The organism is Nonomuraea dietziae (assembly GCF_014195505.1).
Lineage (GTDB): Bacteria > Actinomycetota > Actinomycetes > Streptosporangiales > Streptosporangiaceae > Nonomuraea > Nonomuraea roseola.
Genome location: NZ_JACIBV010000003.1, coordinates 109,411 through 125,332 on the forward strand (window position 1 = coordinate 109,411; position 15,922 = coordinate 125,332).

At 69.5% G+C, this 15,922-nt stretch carries 14 protein-coding genes; 4 read left to right on the forward strand and 10 right to left on the reverse strand.

Annotated features, from left to right (window positions below; genetic code table 11):
• Window positions 1-157: 157 nt before the first annotated feature.
• The 3 genes from FHR33_RS53065 to FHR33_RS47530 form a co-directional block, all read right to left on the reverse strand.
• Window positions 158-4,450, reverse strand: a complete 4,293-nt coding sequence (locus tag FHR33_RS53065; RefSeq protein WP_183662572.1) for a tetratricopeptide repeat protein — start codon at window positions 4,448-4,450, stop codon at window positions 158-160.
• 2 nt (window positions 4,451-4,452) lie between these two features.
• The gene (locus FHR33_RS47525) at window positions 4,453-4,848 is read right to left on the reverse strand and encodes a hypothetical protein (protein ID WP_183662574.1); all 396 of its coding nucleotides are present in this window, start codon (window positions 4,846-4,848) and stop codon (window positions 4,453-4,455) included.
• Between the two features lie 459 nt (window positions 4,849-5,307).
• Window positions 5,308-5,850 carry a hypothetical protein gene (locus FHR33_RS47530; RefSeq protein WP_183662576.1) on the reverse strand — a complete coding sequence of 181 codons (543 nt, stop codon included), beginning with the start codon at window positions 5,848-5,850 and terminating at the stop codon, window positions 5,308-5,310.
• A gap of 768 nt (window positions 5,851-6,618) precedes the next feature.
• Here FHR33_RS47530 and FHR33_RS47535 point away from each other — a divergent pair.
• On the forward strand, window positions 6,619-6,822 hold the full coding sequence (locus FHR33_RS47535; protein ID WP_183662578.1) for a hypothetical protein: 204 nt from the start codon (window positions 6,619-6,621) through the stop codon (window positions 6,820-6,822).
• A gap of 411 nt (window positions 6,823-7,233) precedes the next feature.
• Here FHR33_RS47535 and FHR33_RS49520 read toward each other — a convergent pair whose 3' ends face one another.
• The 3 genes from FHR33_RS49520 to FHR33_RS47545 form a co-directional block, all read right to left on the reverse strand.
• The gene (locus FHR33_RS49520; protein ID WP_221242710.1) at window positions 7,234-7,467 is read right to left on the reverse strand and encodes a GNAT family N-acetyltransferase; all 234 of its coding nucleotides are present in this window, start codon (window positions 7,465-7,467) and stop codon (window positions 7,234-7,236) included.
• Window positions 7,468-7,533: 66 nt separating this feature from the next.
• Complete coding sequence (locus FHR33_RS49525; RefSeq protein WP_221242711.1) at window positions 7,534-7,749, reverse strand: hypothetical protein; 216 nt, start codon at window positions 7,747-7,749, stop codon at window positions 7,534-7,536.
• A 1-nt stretch (window position 7,750) separates the two neighbouring features.
• A complete protein-coding gene (locus FHR33_RS47545) occupies window positions 7,751-8,908 on the reverse strand; it encodes an MFS transporter (protein ID WP_221242712.1) in 1,158 nt (385 codons plus the stop codon).
• Between the two features lie 142 nt (window positions 8,909-9,050).
• Here FHR33_RS47545 and FHR33_RS47550 point away from each other — a divergent pair, with 142 nt between their 5' ends.
• On the forward strand, window positions 9,051-9,533 hold the full coding sequence (locus tag FHR33_RS47550) for an RrF2 family transcriptional regulator (RefSeq protein ID WP_183662582.1): 483 nt from the start codon (window positions 9,051-9,053) through the stop codon (window positions 9,531-9,533).
• A gap of 313 nt (window positions 9,534-9,846) precedes the next feature.
• On the opposite strand, the gene FHR33_RS47555 is transcribed toward FHR33_RS47550, so the two are convergent.
• Window positions 9,847-10,311 (reverse strand): hypothetical protein, encoded by a 465-nt coding sequence (locus tag FHR33_RS47555; protein ID WP_183662584.1) that lies wholly within the window; start codon window positions 10,309-10,311, stop codon window positions 9,847-9,849.
• Window positions 10,312-10,689: 378 nt separating this feature from the next.
• Here FHR33_RS47555 and FHR33_RS47560 point away from each other — a divergent pair, with 378 nt between their 5' ends.
• Window positions 10,690-11,967, forward strand: coding sequence for a hypothetical protein (locus FHR33_RS47560; RefSeq protein ID WP_183662586.1), 1,278 nt, complete (start codon window positions 10,690-10,692; stop codon window positions 11,965-11,967).
• Window positions 11,968-11,977: 10 nt separating this feature from the next.
• Here FHR33_RS47560 and FHR33_RS47565 read toward each other — a convergent pair whose 3' ends face one another.
• On the reverse strand, window positions 11,978-13,498 hold the full coding sequence (locus FHR33_RS47565; protein ID WP_312896113.1) for an MFS transporter: 1,521 nt from the start codon (window positions 13,496-13,498) through the stop codon (window positions 11,978-11,980).
• Between the two features lie 28 nt (window positions 13,499-13,526).
• Between FHR33_RS47565 and FHR33_RS47570 the strand changes: the two genes are divergently transcribed.
• Window positions 13,527-13,892: a hypothetical protein gene (locus tag FHR33_RS47570; RefSeq protein WP_183662590.1), complete on the forward strand. Its 366-nt coding sequence runs from the start codon at window positions 13,527-13,529 to the stop codon at window positions 13,890-13,892.
• Window positions 13,893-14,047: 155 nt separating this feature from the next.
• On the opposite strand, the gene FHR33_RS47575 is transcribed toward FHR33_RS47570, so the two are convergent.
• Together FHR33_RS47575 and FHR33_RS47580 are read right to left on the reverse strand one after the other, a co-directional pair.
• Window positions 14,048-14,770, reverse strand: coding sequence for an isochorismatase family protein (locus FHR33_RS47575; protein WP_183662591.1), 723 nt, complete (start codon window positions 14,768-14,770; stop codon window positions 14,048-14,050).
• 5 nt (window positions 14,771-14,775) lie between these two features.
• Complete coding sequence (locus FHR33_RS47580; protein WP_183662593.1) at window positions 14,776-15,903, reverse strand: isochorismate synthase; 1,128 nt, start codon at window positions 15,901-15,903, stop codon at window positions 14,776-14,778.
• Window positions 15,904-15,922 lie beyond the last annotated feature (19 nt).

Consider the following 15,922-nt stretch of genomic DNA (forward strand, 5'->3'; position numbering starts at 1 on the left):
CGGCGGCGATGGGCGCACGGTAACGGCGCCTCGCCCCTGCGCGATCCGCGCGCTGAGGGCCGGTCGTCGACTTCGCCGGCTGTTCGGCGATAGGCAGGTGGGCCGCAATGATCGCACAGCAGGCGCCCCGGGATGACCCCGTGAAATGCGGCGTTCCTCACTCCTCGGGCCGTTGTCTCATCCAATCGGGGACCTCCTGACCTGTGAGAGTGCGGAACTCTTCGCTCACTCCGCTGGGATCCCCGGCATAGGCGCGGCACAGCAGATGGGCGACCGTATCGATGACGCCCTGGCCGGTCTCGGGTAGTTGCTGCCCGACGATGAACGCCTCGATCAGCGGGTCGGTCGCCTGGCGGAACCGGGCGCCTTCGACGAGCGTGTACCCAAGGACGGCGAGAATCTGGGCGTAGCCCGGCAGGTAGGTCTCCTCGCTGAGTTCGACCAACTCCCAGCAGACGGCGACGGCTTCTTGGAAGACCGGCAGGGCCTCCTCCAGCCGCCCCGCCTTCGCCAACCAGCGTGCCTGGTTCTCCAGCGAGTCGGCCAGAGCCGGCAGGTAGGCGTTGCGGTTCAGCTTCACCTGCTCCCGGCGCAGGGCGACGGCTTCCGCGCTGACCGGCAGCGCCTCCTCCGGCCGTCCCGCCTCTGCCAGCCGGTTCGCATGGTTGTTCAACGAACTGGCCAGAGTCGGCAGGTAGGCGCCCCTGCTCAGTTCTGCCAGCTCCCGGCAGACGGCGACGGCTTCCTCGCTGACCGGCAGCGCCTCCTCGCGCCGCCCGCTCTCCGCCAGCCATATGGCATGGTTGGCCATCGAGATGGCCAGAGTCGGCAGGTAGGCGTCCCGGTTCAGCTCGACCAGCTCCTGAAAGCTCGCGACAGCCTGCTCAGAGACCGGCAACGCCTCATCCAACAGGCCCGCCTCCGCCAACCGCGCGGCGTGGTTGGTCAACGTCCTCGCCAGAGTCGGCAGGTGAGCGGGCCGGTTGAGCGCGATCAGCTCCCGATGCAGGGCGACGGCTTCTTCGCTGATGGGCAGTGCCTCCTCACGCCGGCCAACCTCGGCCAGCAGGGCGGCGTGGTTGTTCAGCGCGTTGGCCAGATCGAACAGGTAGGCATCCCGGTTGAGTTCGGCCAGTTCCCGGCGCAGGGTGACGGCTTCTTCGCTGACCGGCACCATCTCCTCCCGCCGCCCGGTCTCTGCCAGCCGTACGGCGTGGTTGGCCAACGCGGCGGCCAGGGCAGGCAGGTAGGCGTCCCGGTTCAGTACGGCCAGCTCCCGATACATCTTGACGGCTTCCTTGCTGACCGGCAGTGCCTCCTCACGCCGGCCCACCTCCGCCAGCAGGACGGCGTGGTTGTTCAACGACATCGCCAGGGCAGGCAGGTAGGCGTCCCGGTTCAGTACGGCCAGCTCCCGATACATCTTGACGGCTTCCGCGCTGATCAGCAGTGCCTCCTCACGCCGCCCGGTCTCCACCAGCCGTACGGCGTGATTCCTCAACGAGACGGCCAGGTCGGGCAGGTAGGCGTCCCGGTTGAGTTCGGCCAGTTCCCGGTACAGGGCGACGGCTTCCGCGCTGACCGGCGGCGCCTCCTCCCGCAGGCCCACGTCCGCCAACCGCCCGGCGTGATTGGTCAGCGCGTTGGCCAGGTCGGGCAGGTAGGCGTCCCGGTTCAGCTCGGCCAGTTCCCGGCGCAGGGTGACGGCTTCTTCGCTGACCGGCAGTGCCCCGTCCCGCCGTCCGGCCTCCGCCAGCCGTAAGGCGTGGTTGGCCAACGAGGTGGCCAGGTTGGGCAGGTAGGCGTCCCGGTTCAGTGCTGCCAGTTCCCGGCAGACGGCGACGGTCTCTTCGCTGACCGGTAGCGCCGCGGCCCGCCGGCCCGTTTTGGCCAGCAGGGCCGCATAGTTGGTCAACGAGCCGGCCAGGTCGGGCAGGTGGGCGTCCCTGTTGCGGGCGGTCGATTCGGCGTACAACTGCACGGCTTCTTCGCTGAGCGGCAGTGCCTCCTCCCCCCGCCCCACCTTCGTCAGTCGTACGGCGTGGTTGGTCAGCGCGTTGGCCAGGTTGGTCAGGTGGGCGTCCCGGTTCAGCTTGGCAAGTTCGCGGCACAGGGCGACGGCTTCTTCGCTGCCCGGCAGCGCCTCCTCCCGCCGTCCGATCTCCGACAACCATATGGCGTTATTGGTCAACGAGCTGGCCAGGTCGGGCAGGTAGGCGGTCCGGTTGAGCGCGACCAGCTCCCGGTTCAGCTTGACCGCTTCCTCGCTGACCGGCAGCGCCTCCTCCCGCCGCCCGGTCTCTGCCAGCCGTACGGCGTGGTTGGCCAACGCGGCGGCCAGGTCGGGCAGGTCGGCGTCCCGGTTGAACGCGATCAGCTCCCGGTAGGACTGCACGGCTTCCTTGCTGACCGGCAGCGCCTCTCTCTGCCGCCCCACCTGCGCGAGCCGGTTCGCGTGGTTGGTCAACGAAGCGGCCAGGTCGGACATGTGGGCGTCCCGGTTGAGTTCGGCCAGTTCCCGGCGCAGGGTGACGGCTTCTTCGCTGACCGGCAGTGCCTCCTCCCGCCGTCCGGCCTCCGCCAGCCGTACGGCGTGATTGATCAGCGCGTTGGCCAGGTCGGGCAGGTGGGCGTCGCGGTTCAGCTCGGCCAGCTCCCGGCCCATGGTGACGGCTTCTTCGCTGACCAGCAGTGCCTCCTCCCGCCGTCCGGCCTCCGCCAGCCGTACGGCGTGATTGATCAACGAGGCTGCCAGGACAGGCAGGTGGGCGTCCCGGTCGAGCGCGGCGAGGTGGCGCAGGAGCTGAGCGGCTTGGTGGCTTTCGGACAGAGCCCGTGCGTGCAGCCCGGCGTAGGACAGCCGGATCGCCAAATCATGGTGGATGCGGGCGCGGGTGGCGGGGTCGGTGGTGGCGGCCAGCTGGTACTCGGCGAGCCGGGAGGCGATCGCGGCGATGCCGGGGTCCAGGTCGATGCGCCGGCGGCCGGGAAAGTGGGATTCGATGGCTGCCAGGAGTCCGGCGTCGATGTCGTTCAGGCTGGCCAGGGTGATCAGGGCGGCGCTTCCCGCGGCCACGGCGAGTCGGGGGTCGCGGCCGAGCAGGGGGTACAGGTGGCGGGGGCCGAGGTGAGCCCAGCGGTGGGCGGCGGAGGCCAGGAATGTGATCGCGCGGGGGGTGTGAGCAGAAGGCACGCGGTCGCTGTCGCCGGAAAGAACGCTTCGTGCTGTGGCGGCGGCCCAGGGTTGTGCCGGGTAGTCGGCTGTGTGGCCGGGGAGGGTCAGAGCCAGGAAGTCCTCGGCGAGACGGTCGGGATACAACGGCTCCAGGGCGGTGGCCCGATCGGGAGCGGCGGCGGGATAGCAGAGACTGTGATCGGCGATGACCTGCTCGGCCGGGAGCGGTAAACGTAGCTCCCGCACGAGCGCCGCGCCGGCAGCCTTGGGGAGTGTGCCGGTGAGCGCGGCGGCGAACACCGTCTGATTCATCACCGCCGGTGGGGTCTGGTACGTGCGGTCGGCCGGATTGAGCTCGTGGGTCGCGTCTCCGTGCAAGCGAGTCCAGTGCAGATGCTCGCGATCCAGCAGATAGATGGTCAGCCCGGCCATGTCGCTGGGAGGCTCGCCACCACTGAGGTACGCATCGACGGCGACCAGGGCGGCCATGTGCACGGCCAGGGTCAGTCCGAAGGCCGGATCGTCCAGTGGACCGGGCGGGACGACGGCGGCGGCGCCGGCGAGACCGTACCGGGCGGCGAAGCTGTCGCGGGCCACGCGGAACATCTCCCCGCGCGGCCCGGGACCGTCCTGTAACTCCCGCAGAGGCTGCGTCGATGCTTCGACCATGAGAGGGGCCAGGCCGGCGCGGACGGCCGGCCAGGCATCGGCACTTCGCGCGAGCAGCAGCACCCGGACCGGGACGGGGCTCCGGTGGAGCAAGGCGTTGCTGAACAGCCAGGTCAAATGCGTCAGCGGCCACTGGTCGGCGTAGTCGACGATCAGCAGCAGGCCGGTGGCACCGTCCAGACGCAGATCCTGGCTGCCCGGCGGCGGCAGCACTGACCCAGGGCCCTGGATCGCGGTGACGACCCGCCAGCCCGCCTCAAGGGACCTCTCAGCCAGCCGTGCGGCGAGCCGGGTCTTTCCTTGCCCGCCGGGGGCGTGTAACCACCGGGCCGCCAGACGGGAGCGACCGTCCCGCCACCGGCACAGATTCTCCAGCTCATCGGCGCGGCCGGTGAACTCGACCACGGCGAAGCGGGCGTTCAGCATCCGGCTGGGGAGCTCCCGCAACCAGTCCGGGTCCGCCTCGGGTGGCGGCCGCCACCTTTCCAGGAGGTACAGGGGCAGGCCATCGCCGAACACATGGATGTCGGCGCCGATGACCCCGTAGGCGAACCCGTCGATCGCTGTGACGTTCTGGGTGATCGGCTGTCGTGGATCCTCGCTCACCATCAGTCCCTGCTGGCGTCCGAATCAGGTCGCGAATCCGACGCGTGGTTGATCACGTTGCCGTAAATCACCCCTTGGGCGGTCGCGCCCTGAGCGGATGCGGTGATGTTCTGGCTTGGCCCGTCCCCCGAGAAGATGGTCCCGTTGTTGTGACCTCCGGTCGACTGCTCCTTGGAAGCCGGGGCGGGTGGCGTGTCCCTCTCTCCGCCCCTCCTCTTGCGTTCGACGACCAGGCCGAACATCGTCATCCCGAGTCCGGCCGCCGCGACGAACAATCCGATCACGCTGGCCAGCTTGTCCGCCTCGTTCAGCCCGACCTTCGCGAAGTAGGCGCCCAGCCCTGCGAAGGCCGCCACGGCGACGACGGCGCCTCCCCATACCAGTGCACGTCTGCGCATGACAGCATCATCAGTCACTCAGCACGAGATGCGCCATATCGCGGCGGTGGCGGGGCGGGCACGGGACCACGGCACCTCCGTGGACCCGTGGAGTGCCGCATACCTGGGGCACGCCCACGCCCACGCCCACGCGCGTAAGGCGGTCCAGAAGGTCCCGAAAATTCTCGCCCTTCCAGCCAGCCACGCCCGAAGAGAGCCACGCCCCCTCACGATCCACGGGGAGGCGGGGGCTCTGGCCCGACTGGCAGTTCATGGCGCCTGGCGTCTGGGCGGCCGTCGGATGCCCTCCAGCGCGCAGGGCGCGATGGAAACGCGCGGCCGATCTCGACGGCGCGTACGGCGTCGCGCCGGTCCGGTGCCCGTTCCCGTGCGGGATGTTCGGGCGCTGCGGTGAGCCGACGACGGCGAGGGGGCATGCTTCCTCCCTCGGCCGGAAAAGCAAAGTTCTTATGGGATGAGCTATGAGGCGAGCAGGTCGAAATGGAAGCCGGCGATCAGGAGTACGGCCGCCACAATGCGGATGTGAATCGCGCGAGGATGTATGAAGATCGCAGGTAGCTTCGCGCACACCTTGTCGATGAGGAGCACGGTTCCCGCCACGGCCAGCGGGGCCAGACAGAGCAGCGTGACGACGACGACAACCTTGAGGAGACCGACGAGCACGTTCAAGCCGGGGACACCCGCCGGGACGGGAATGTCGATGCTCCATGCGATGTCCCATATGGCGATCCAGCTAAACGCCAGTACAAACGCGCCGACCGAAAACGAGTAGACCAGCGCGCGGCTCCAGAGAGCCTGGATCAGGGCGTGTAGCCGGTCTGCGAACGACGTGAGACGCTCGGGACCCGCGATGTCGAGCAGGATCGTCACCCCGCTGACGAAGGCCGCGATCTTCCCGGCTCTGCCCCACCAGATCATCGGCAGGCCGAACATGTCGTTTCCCAAGTTGGACTTGCCGTTCAGCCACATCTGCCAAGCCTCGAAGTAGCCGATGTCCGCCACGACCGGAGCGTATGGCCCGCCTCACCGCCTGACCAGCATCCTGCTCTGACGAGCCCGGAGGGGTACGGGGTGAGGCGGGGGGAGAAAGAGGGAGACTGGGCGGCGGGGTCTCGACGCCTCCCCACCGATCAGTAGAACGCCACTGGCCCGGGCTCTCAAAGCGCGGCTGTGCGCTCGGGCCGAGGTGGAAGTATCTCGGCGGAACCCGCTCGACGAAACCACTCCCGACGACGCGCTGGCCATACGACGCCGGCTGGAAGGGCCTGCATTTAGCCTGCTCCCGCTCAGCAGCAGTGATTGCCAGCCGCTCCCACGACCGTTGGAGCGGCGCCCGGCTCAGGGTCAGCAGCAGCCGAGGTAGAGGTCACTAGCACCGCGGCGACGACGAGGGCGCTGACGGCAAGGATGCGGTGTCCGAGGCGGGAACGCACAGCGAACCTCCTGCTTTCCTGACGTGTCGACACGCGGTCGAGCAGCTTGCAGACCGGCCCTGATTGTGACAGCCGGTCGGCTGCTCCACAACATGATCACGTTGGGTGACCTCGCGCCGAATGGCACGCTTTCCTCGCCATCGTCGAGGCCTTCGTCCCCACGTTCGAGCCACCCGAGCACCCGATCTCATCGCAGGAGATCGCCGACGCAGGTCCACCCCCGTGGATGGAAGCAGAACCGAACGGACCGCCACAGCCGATACCTGGCTAGCTCGTAGAGGCTTGATCTTGATTTCAGAATCAAGATCAACCTCGGTTTGAGGAAGTCCTTAACTAAATGCGTTCATACGATTACTCTCGGTACATCAGCGGCAGCCAGAACGGCAGCCTCACGCACACCTTCGAGGCGGACACCGGGCACTACAAAGTAGCTTTCAACGGACGCAAGTACGGCGGGTACTGGCGTGACCAACGCGTGCAGACCAGCGACACAAGCGACGAGATGGGTATATACCTGAGCGTCGAGGTCGACGTCCCCTGACCGACATCCGGCGCCGAGCCTGTGGTGTCGGCGCCGGGTACCCGCGAGACATCGGCGGCGGGCGGTGGCAGTCGGCGACGCCGGCCTCCAGCCCGCATGCCCGGTCCTGCCACGCCCCATCAGGCAGCCATGCCTCTTTCGGCAACGCGCCGGGGGAGTCATCCAGACCAGGCCCTCTACCTGGGGTGCCGTTAACAAACGTGTCACCAGCCCCAAACGAGCGCCCTTTGTCGAGGCCAGGCCCTCTACTTGAGACTCGACTGCTGTCCTGAGCGGAGCTCTTGGCGGTCGGGGATGTGGTTGTACAGCGTTCCCACGCTGAAGCCGAGCAGCTTGCGAGTATCCCCTGGAGAACGAGGGCTCCGCCGCACCCTTGAGGACACATGAGAGCGAGGGGCTGGGCAGCGGACATCACGGCGAGCGCAAGAACACCACGATCTTCGCCCTCGGTCCGGTCAGGCGCCGCCAGCCGAGTCGTTCGTAGAGCCTGAGCGCGTCGGCTGCATGCGGCGCTGTCAGGAGCCAGCAGGGGTCGGTGCGGCCGCACAGGAGGTCGAGGATTCCTCGCGCGACGCCCTGTCCGCGTGCGTGTGGGCTCACCGCGAGCTCGTCCACCTCCAGCGCGCCAACCAACCGCGTTTCCACTGTGTCACCCAGTTCGGCGCGGACGAGGTCGTAGGCGCGGCCGGTGGGGAAGGGGGTTGGGGTGGTTCATGCCGTCCCGAAACCGGCGGGTCCGTCGTTGTCGCCGGCCAGCACCGCCGCGAACCCGGGACGTCGCACGTCGGTGGTCAGGCGTGCGGCGAGGACGTCGGCGGCGCGCTCGTCCTCGCGCCATGGCGGGCCGCCGAACGCGGCCCGGTAGATCTTGACCAGGCCGGCGGCGCGGGCCAGGGTTTCCTGGCCGGTGAGACGTTCGAGGTGCACGTCAACGCGCCTTGACCGGGTGAAGGATGGTACGGCGCAGCCAGGCGATCGGCACGAGCATGAGCAGCCCGATCGCGCCCAGCGCGCCGAAGGCGAGGGTGAAGGTGCCGGTGGCATCGCGCAGCGCGCCGACCAGCAGCGGGGCTAGCGCGGCGCAGCCGTAGCCGATGAAGAAGGCCATCGCGCTGATCCGCCCCGCCTCGCCGGGGTCGCGGCCGGCCCGTACCGGCAGGGTCAGTACGAGGGTGAACAGCCCGCCGTGCCCCACGCCCAGCGCCGCGATCCACAACCACGTCGCGGTGGCGGGCGCGTACGCCAGTCCCAGGAAGCCGGCGGCGGTCAGCGTCATCATGACGGCCAGGCCCGCCCACGTGCCGCGGCCTTCTCCCAGCAGCGCCGGTACGGCCAGCATCGCGACGACCTGGATGGCGATCATCACCGTCAGCATGAATCCGGCGGTCCCCGCGTCGCGACCGGCGCCATCGTGCAACAGCGGCGCCACCCAGGCCAGCTCGCAGTAGTACAGGGCGGAGTTGACGGCCGACAGCACGGTGATGTGCCAGGCCACGCCGCTGCTCCAGGGCATGCGCTGGGCGGCGGGCCCGGCGGGGGCCGTGACGTCGTCCAGGGCCAGTGAGCCCTTGGCGGCCGACCACAGCGCGATGCCGGCCACCGCGAGCAGCGCCCAGGACGCCAGCGCTCCAGGCCAGGAGCCGAGGGCGTCGGCCAAGGGTGCGCTCACGCCTGCCGCAACCGCGCCGCCGAGGCCGAGTCCGGCGGTGTAGAGGCCGGTGACCAGCCCGGCGCGAGCCGCGAAGCGCGTCTTGACCACGGCGGGCAGCAGGGTCTGGGCGATGGCGATCCCGGCTCCCACGATCGCCGCGCTGCTCAGCTGGAGCCAGGTGGAGGCGCCGAGCAGGCGCGCCGCCGTACCCAGGGTGATGATGACCAGGCCGATGAGCACACCGGACTGCAGGCCGTAGCGCCGGCCCGCATATGCCGCCAGCGGCGCGCACACCCCCATGGCCAGCGTCGGGACGGTGGTCAGCAGCGACACCCCGGTCGCCGACAGATCCAGGTCCGCGCGGATGGGATTGACGAGCGGCGAGACGGCGGCGATGGCCGGGCGCAGATTCGCCGCCGCGACGAACAACGCCAAGGCCCCCACTCCCAGGGAGGTGCGGCTGGATCGCGATGTTGTGAGCGGCGTCATGACACTCCCATGAATGATCTCGGATATCTATTGTCCGAGTTCTACCACAACTCGGACATCCATTGTCCGAGAGGGGTAGATTGGGGCCATGAAGATGTCGAACGGGGTGGAGTGGGCGCTGCACAGCTGTGTCACGCTCAGCCAGAGCCGCGAACCGGTGCCCGCGGCACGACTGGCCGAACTGCACGGCACCGCGCCGGCGTACACGGCCAAGCAGCTGCAGGCGCTCTCACGCGCCGGCATCGTCGGCTCCACCATGGGCCAGTCCGGCGGCTACGTTCTGACCAGACCCGCGTCGGAGATCAGCGCCCTGGAGGTGGTGCGGGCCATCGACGGAGACGAGCCCGCCTACCGCTGCACCGAGATCCGGCAGCGTGGCCCCCTCGGCATCCCCGCGGAACGGTGCGCACGGCCCTGTGCCATCGCCCGGGCCATGGCCGCCGCTCAGGACGCCTGGTCACACGCGCTCGCCCAGGTTTCCATCGCCGGCCTGGCCGCTGACATCGACGCCGACAGCGACGGCACCGCCATGCCCGACGTACGCCGCTGGCTGGCGACCACCAGGAACTGACTGTCGGAAGTGGTCGTACCCTCGCCCCACAGCTCCACGCCCCGAGCGGTGAACGTCGCGAGGTCGCGCTCGTCGTCCAGGATCGTCCAGTGCTCGACCAGCTCGTCGATGTGCATCGGGGGGTGCGTCATGTCCGCCCAGCATTGACCAGGCAAGTCACAACAAGATCAACGCCGTTTGGGGCTCATGAGACGTTTCTTACCGCCACCCCTACCTGGCGGCTGGGGACACGTTCAGGAGCAGAGGGCCTTCCAGGTTGTCAGCCCGGAGGAGCGCCCGTACTTCAACCAGGCAAGATCGGGACATCCATCTGCTACGCGGTGGTGCGGCGGGCGATCTGGGAGATGCGCTGATGGGAGAAGCCCAGCACGCTTCCGACATCGCGGGTGGTCCAGCCCTGGTCAAGGAGGGTCTGTGCGGCTTTGACGACGGCGTCACGCTCAGCCTGTTCGGCGAGGAAGCGCGCGGTGCGAGCCTCCCGAACGGCTTTCACCACGCTGGCCGCCTCTGGATCGGCGGGGGCGAGGTAGAGGCCCACTACCCCGGTAGAGGGGCCGAGCAGGTCACTGACGCGGTCCAAGGCGTTGTCCGCGGTCTCTCGCCACGTTGCGCCCTGAACGTGGAGGGATTGCCCGTCTGGCAGGCCGTGGACGGTGGCGGTCCAGTACTTGCCGGTTCGTGTGGCGGTGGCCAGGTAGGAGGAGGCGACGAGGGCATCGGTGTCGGTGTCGTCCGCGACGTAGTCCTGGCTGAAGACGGCTTCGTGGCGCGTGGTCATGCAGGCACTGTAGGCCGAAGCACACTCGGTGTCTAATAGAATAGACAGATTATGGCTAGTCCTATTGCCATCCCGTTTTGTCGGTCCCGACACTTACCTTGGCGATCATGACGTCCGAGGCGATCGACGCCCGCGCGGCCCTGTTCGAAGTCAATGACCCAACCGACCCGGACACAGCCGCACGACTTCTTACGTCGGCTACCGCTGCTCAGGCTGACTAGCTGGGCAAGGGGACATCAAGGGTGGTGATCTGCCCAGCTTGTGTCTACGATCGGTTCGCATTGATCGAATGGGCGAGGCAGTCGCGACCAGGGCGGTGGAATGCTGACCGATATGCATGGGGGCGTGATTCTGCGAGGCCTTCGACACCAGCGCCGGTTGACGCTGGACGACCTCAGCGGATCCCAGCTCTCGACCCGGCGGCTCACACTGCTCGAAGACGGCGTCGACGCCACCGCGCAGGAGTTGCGGGAACTGGCCGCCATGCTCGGGTGCTCACCGCTGGTCCTCCGCCATGGGCTCCCGGCCGATCGTGGAGCGCAGATCAGGCAGGAGCTCGCCAGAGCAGACGACGCCCTCGCTCAGGGTCTGGCCGCCGAAGCCCGCGCTCAGTACGCCGCGCTCGTCGATGATCCGGCCCTGGGCAGCCGCCCCGATCTGTGGTGTCAGGCCGAACTGGGTCTGGCTCTGGCCGCGGAGGCCGATGGGGACCTGCCCGAGGCCATCGAGCGCCTGACGTATCTGCTGGCCGTCCTGGCGCCGCTCGATGAGCAGCAACTGCCCCCGATGGCCTTCGAAGACCGCGAAGAGACCGAGCACCGGATAGGCATCGCCCTGGCATTATGCCGATGCCTGCGCGAGGTCGGTGACCTGTCAGCGAGCGTCAACATCGGCGAGATCACCTTCACCCGGGAACTGCCCGGAGGCTGGACCGACCGGGGTATCGAACTCGGCGCCACGCTGCTGGCCGCCTACATCGAACGCGGGGAACAGACGATCTGCCGGGCCCTGGCCGCCCAACTGCTGGAAGCGGCCGAGCAACTGGGTACACCGCGGGCGCTGCGGGCCGCCTGCTGGAATGGCGCGACGGTCGCGGCCATCGACGGCGATGCGAGCCTGGCCGCCGACCTGGGTGAGCGGGCGTTGGCCGCCCACGCCCACCTCACCGACCCCCGCTCGACAGGCCGGTTGCGAGCCAGGCTGGCCGAGAACCTGCTCATCTACTGCCCGGCCGAGCATGCCAGAGCGCGCCAGATGCTGCTCATCGCCCAGCAAGAGCTGGCAGGCAGCGCCGCCAGCGCCATCGACTTAGGCTACTGCCAGCTGTGGCTGGCCCGCGCGGCGCTCCTGGCCGGAGACGTTGAGGCAGCGGCGCGGCAGGCTGAGGAGATCGCCACCCGGCACCCTGCTGCGCTCAACCTCGTCGCTGACGCGCGGCTGCTCGTCGCCGACACCCTGCGCGCGCGTCAGCAGATGCAAGCGGCAGCCGAGGTACGTACCACCACTGGTGAGCAACTGGAGCAGATGAAGGCTCCTGGGCGTGCATCCCGGGCGTTCGCGGACAGCGCCGCGGAGCTGGAAGAGTGCGGCGAGGTGGAAGCCAGCATCCGCGCCTACCAGCGGGCGATGAGCGTCGGTGATCTGGCCAGTTACTGACCGCCGCGAGCTAAGGCTGCCGGCCCGCGAACTGCCGGATCCGGTTGCGGGGCGATCGTACTGACGTGGACTGGCTGGCGAGCACGTAGTCGATCGCTTCGATGAGCTGGCCTGCCAACACGGGGATCGGACTCAACGACGCGGCTGAAGCGGGCACTGGGCCGGGCGTGGCAGGCGCGGGCGCCGAACGCTGAGCGGCGGACGCACCGATGGGAGCGTCACTGCCACCGGCGGCCTTGGTCGCAGGAGCCGGTGGGGCAGCTGTCGGATGGAGGAACAGAGCCGCGAAGCCGGCGACCGCCACGCCGCCGATGATGAGAGCGAACACCGCGCTGTTGCCGGGCATCGGGCCGCGCAGCGGCGGGTGCTCCAACAGCAGCATGCCGACGGCCACGCCGATGGCGCCGCCGAGTTGGCGGGCGGTCATACTCGCGCCGACAGCGGAGGCGTACTGGTCGCTGCCTGCTGTCAGGGTGGCGGCCGCTGACGCGCCGGTGCTGATCATGCCCAGCCCCAGGCCCATGAGCAGACAGGCGGCCATCCATAGCGCCAGCTGGGGTTCCGACCGCAGTCCCGCCTGTAGCTGCCAGAGCGCGGCGCCGACGACGACGAGCACACCGATATAGATCACCGGCCGGACGCCGCGGCGGCGCACCAGCGGCCCGGCCAGGAGGCTGGAGGTCAGCACGCCGGCTGACAGCGGCGCCAGCGCCAGCCCGATCAGCGGGAGGGGCAACTGCCAGTGCCGCAGTAGAAGGGGCGCGGTGGACAGCAGCGCCAGGGACACCAGGCCATACATCAGCGCGATCAGCGCGGCCAGCAGGAATCGCGGCCGCCGCCACAGCGTCAGGTCGATCGCCGGCGCTCGATGACCGCAGGAGCGGACGAGCGCGATCAGCAGCATGCCGAAGGCCATGCTGATCAGCCCAAGCAGCGAAGGCCATCCCCACTGCTGGCCCTTGGACAGGGCGAGCACCAGAGCGGTAAGGCCGCCGAGCAGCATCAGCGTGCCGATCGGATCCGGCACGCGTCGCCACCGATCGGCCCGATCCCCGCGGTCGGCTGGCAGCATCATCGCCACGACCGCTAGCAGGAGGCCGGCCACCGCGGCGGGGGCGAACAGCAGCCGCCAGTTCCACAGTTCGGCCAGCCAGCCGCCGGCGCCATGCAGCGGGATGCCGCCCAGCCCGGAGGAGGCCGACCATGCGCCGATCGCCGCCGCGCGGCGGGTGGCCGGCAGCTGGGTCAGCAGCAGCGCCAGGGAGGCGGGCACGATCGCGCCCGCTCCGGCTCCTTGCAGGGCACGCCCGGCCACCAGTACCACGAGGTCGGGGGCGATGGCGGCGGCCGCGCCACCGAGGGCGAAGATCAGGAGTCCGGCCAGCAACACCCGGCGGCGACCGACCGCGTCGGCCAAACGGCCGGCGGCGGCCAGCGCGGCGGCGTAGGTGATCGCCGCGGCGCTGGCGATCCACTGCAGGTCGACCAAGGCGACCCCGGCGCCGAGCCGGTGGGAGGCCACCAGCGGCACGGCGAGTGTCCCGGCCATGGTGTCGCCCATGACCAGCGCCATTGTCCCGCAGCCGAGCACCATGAACATCCCGGTGTGGCGGGTGCGTTTCCTGCGCCGATGGCTTCCCGAAGTCGAGTTCGACGAGCCCGACATCGGCGATACCTGGGGAGCCACGGTGCTCGAGGGGGTGCGGGTGAGAGTCATGATCAGCCTCCGGTCATCGGCGCTGAAACGGGGATCACCTGGCGTGTGTGGGGTGTTCGGCAAAGGCGGACATGACCTCGTGAGCGGCCTGCCGCAGGCTGAGCAGAGCTTCACGTTGCCGCAGGGTGAGACCCTCGCCTTGCGGCCAGGCGCGGATCGCGGGCAGCACATCGGTTGGCACCAGGTCATCCGGCACCCAAGGCCTTGATTGCCCGTGTCGAACGGATCGGACTGGCGGCCGATAGGTGAGCTCGCCGGTCAGCTGTTCGTAGTGAGTTCCCGGATCTCCGGTTGGCTGACGGTGGCCATGAGGCGGCCGGCCGTCGGACGGCGAGACGGGCCAGAGGCGCTCGCCGACGGCACTCATGCCCTCGTCCCGAAGGTGGCGACGCGGTCCTGGGCCAGCGCCACGAGCGGGATGTCCCAGTCGGCGGCGCCGCTCTGGGGCAGCGGCGTCGCCTTGGCCACCGCGCGGCTGAGTTGCGTGGTCGTCATGGTGACCGCGCACCGCTCGGCTGCGTAGCTCAGCGCCATCTCGTGGTGTTCGCGGCTGAAGTCGGCGACGGCGTCAGCGACGACAAACGGCTGGATGTCGCGCTGGAAGGCCTCGCCGGCGGTCATCAGGACGCCGATGTGGGCGTAGACGCCGCAGATGATGAGCTGGTCGCGGCCGAGCTCTGCCATCAGCTGAGCCAGGTCCGTCAGTTGAAAGGCCGAGTAGCGCCACTTGGTCAGCAGGCGCTCGTCGTCGCGGGGGCGTAACTGCCGGGCGATCTCGGCCTCGTCGGGGCCTGGGATGCCTTTGCCCCAGAAGTCGAGCAGCAGGCCGCGCTGGTCCGGGCGCTGGGCGGGCGGCTGCGCGGAGAAGATCACGGGTATGCCCAGGTTCGTGCACTGCTCGCGCAGCGCGCCGACGTTCGCCATCAGTTCCAGCAGCGGCGAAGCGTCGGCGGTGAAGGCATCGAGGAAGTACCGCTGCATGTCGTGCACGAGCAGCACGGCGCGGCTCGCGTCCGGCTGCCAGTCGACCCGGTTGGCCGGGGTGCTGGTCGGCATCGCGTAGGGCTTGATCGAGGGAAGCGCCATGATGGTCAGGTCCTTTCGAGGTGGCGGGCGTCGATGTCGGCTCCGAGCGCGCGGAGCATCGTCTGGAACTTGACGGTGGTCTCAGCGAGCTCGGCGGCGGGGTCGGAGCCGGCGACGATGCCGGCGCCCGCGAACAGGCGCAGGGTGTTCTCGGCGACCTCGGCGCAGCGGATGGCCACCGCCCACTCGCCGTCGCCGCGGGCGTCCATCCAGCCGACCAAGCCGCTGTAGTGGCCGCGGTCGATCGGCTCCAGGCGCTGGATCAGCTGCCGAGCTTCGGCGGTCGGGGTGCCGCACACGGCCGGTGTCGGGTGCAGGGCGGCGGCCAGCGTGAGCACCGAGGTGTCCGGATCACGCAGCCTGCCGACGATCCGGCTGGACAGATGCCACAGGGTGTCGGTGCTCGTCAGCTCAGGCACGCGCGGCACGTCCAGATGAGCGCAGTACGGCTGCAGCGCCTCGGTGACAGCCTCGACGACCAGGCGATGCTCGCGCCTGTCCTTGGCGGAGGCGAGCAAGGCGGCGGCCCGGCGCCGGTCTTCGGCCGGATCGGGGCTGCGTGCGGCCGATCCGGCCAGCGGGTTGCTGACCACGCTCAGGCCATGGCGGGAGACGAGCAGCTCGGGGCTGGCGCCGACCAGCGTGGTTCCGGACGGCAGCGGCGCGGCGAAGGCATAGCCGTGGCCGAGCAGCGGTCGCAGCAACTCGGCCACGTTGACGGGCTCGTTCGAGCGCAGCTCCAGGGATCTGGCCAGCACGACCTTGTCCAGGCGGCCCGTGCTGAGCTCGACCAGCGCCTGCCGTACGGCCTCGATGTAGTCGGCCGGGGAGGGCAACGGCCGGGTCGACCACCCGCCGCGCAGGAAGGCCGGTGCGCCTGCAGGCAGCGCTGGCGACCAGGTCGCTGATTCCGGCACGAGCAGGTCTGCCGCCCCGTCGAAGGAGATTGCTCCGGCCACCAGTTCGTCCGCGCCGAGGATGGCGGCCGCACGCGCGGGCAGCGTGTCGAGGCGGCCGTCGACGGCGGCGCGGATCCCGTGAGTGAGGAGTGTGCCTCGGGAAGAGGCGACCAGCACGCTGGTCGCCCGGTCGTAGTCCGCCAGCGGATCGGCGGCGGTGGTCAGTTGTGGCATGGAGATCCCATCTGGTCGG

Bases quoted from the DNA above. Each gene is read 5' to 3' on its own strand.
- FHR33_RS47580 (WP_183662593.1), bottom strand. From the start codon at position 15,903: ATGCCACAACTGACCACCGCCGCCGATCCGCTGGCGGACTACGACCGG.
- FHR33_RS47570 (WP_183662590.1), top strand. From the start codon at position 13,527: ATGACCAGCGCCATTGTCCCGCAGCCGAGCACCATGAACATCCCGGTG.
- FHR33_RS47535 (WP_183662578.1), top strand. From the start codon at position 6,619: ATGCGTTCATACGATTACTCTCGGTACATCAGCGGCAGCCAGAACGGC.
- FHR33_RS47525 (WP_183662574.1), bottom strand. From the start codon at position 4,848: ATGCGCAGACGTGCACTGGTATGGGGAGGCGCCGTCGTCGCCGTGGCG.
- FHR33_RS47550 (WP_183662582.1), top strand. From the start codon at position 9,051: ATGAAGATGTCGAACGGGGTGGAGTGGGCGCTGCACAGCTGTGTCACG.
- FHR33_RS47555 (WP_183662584.1), bottom strand. From the start codon at position 10,311: ATGACCACGCGCCACGAAGCCGTCTTCAGCCAGGACTACGTCGCGGAC.
- FHR33_RS47575 (WP_183662591.1), bottom strand. From the start codon at position 14,770: ATGGCGCTTCCCTCGATCAAGCCCTACGCGATGCCGACCAGCACCCCG.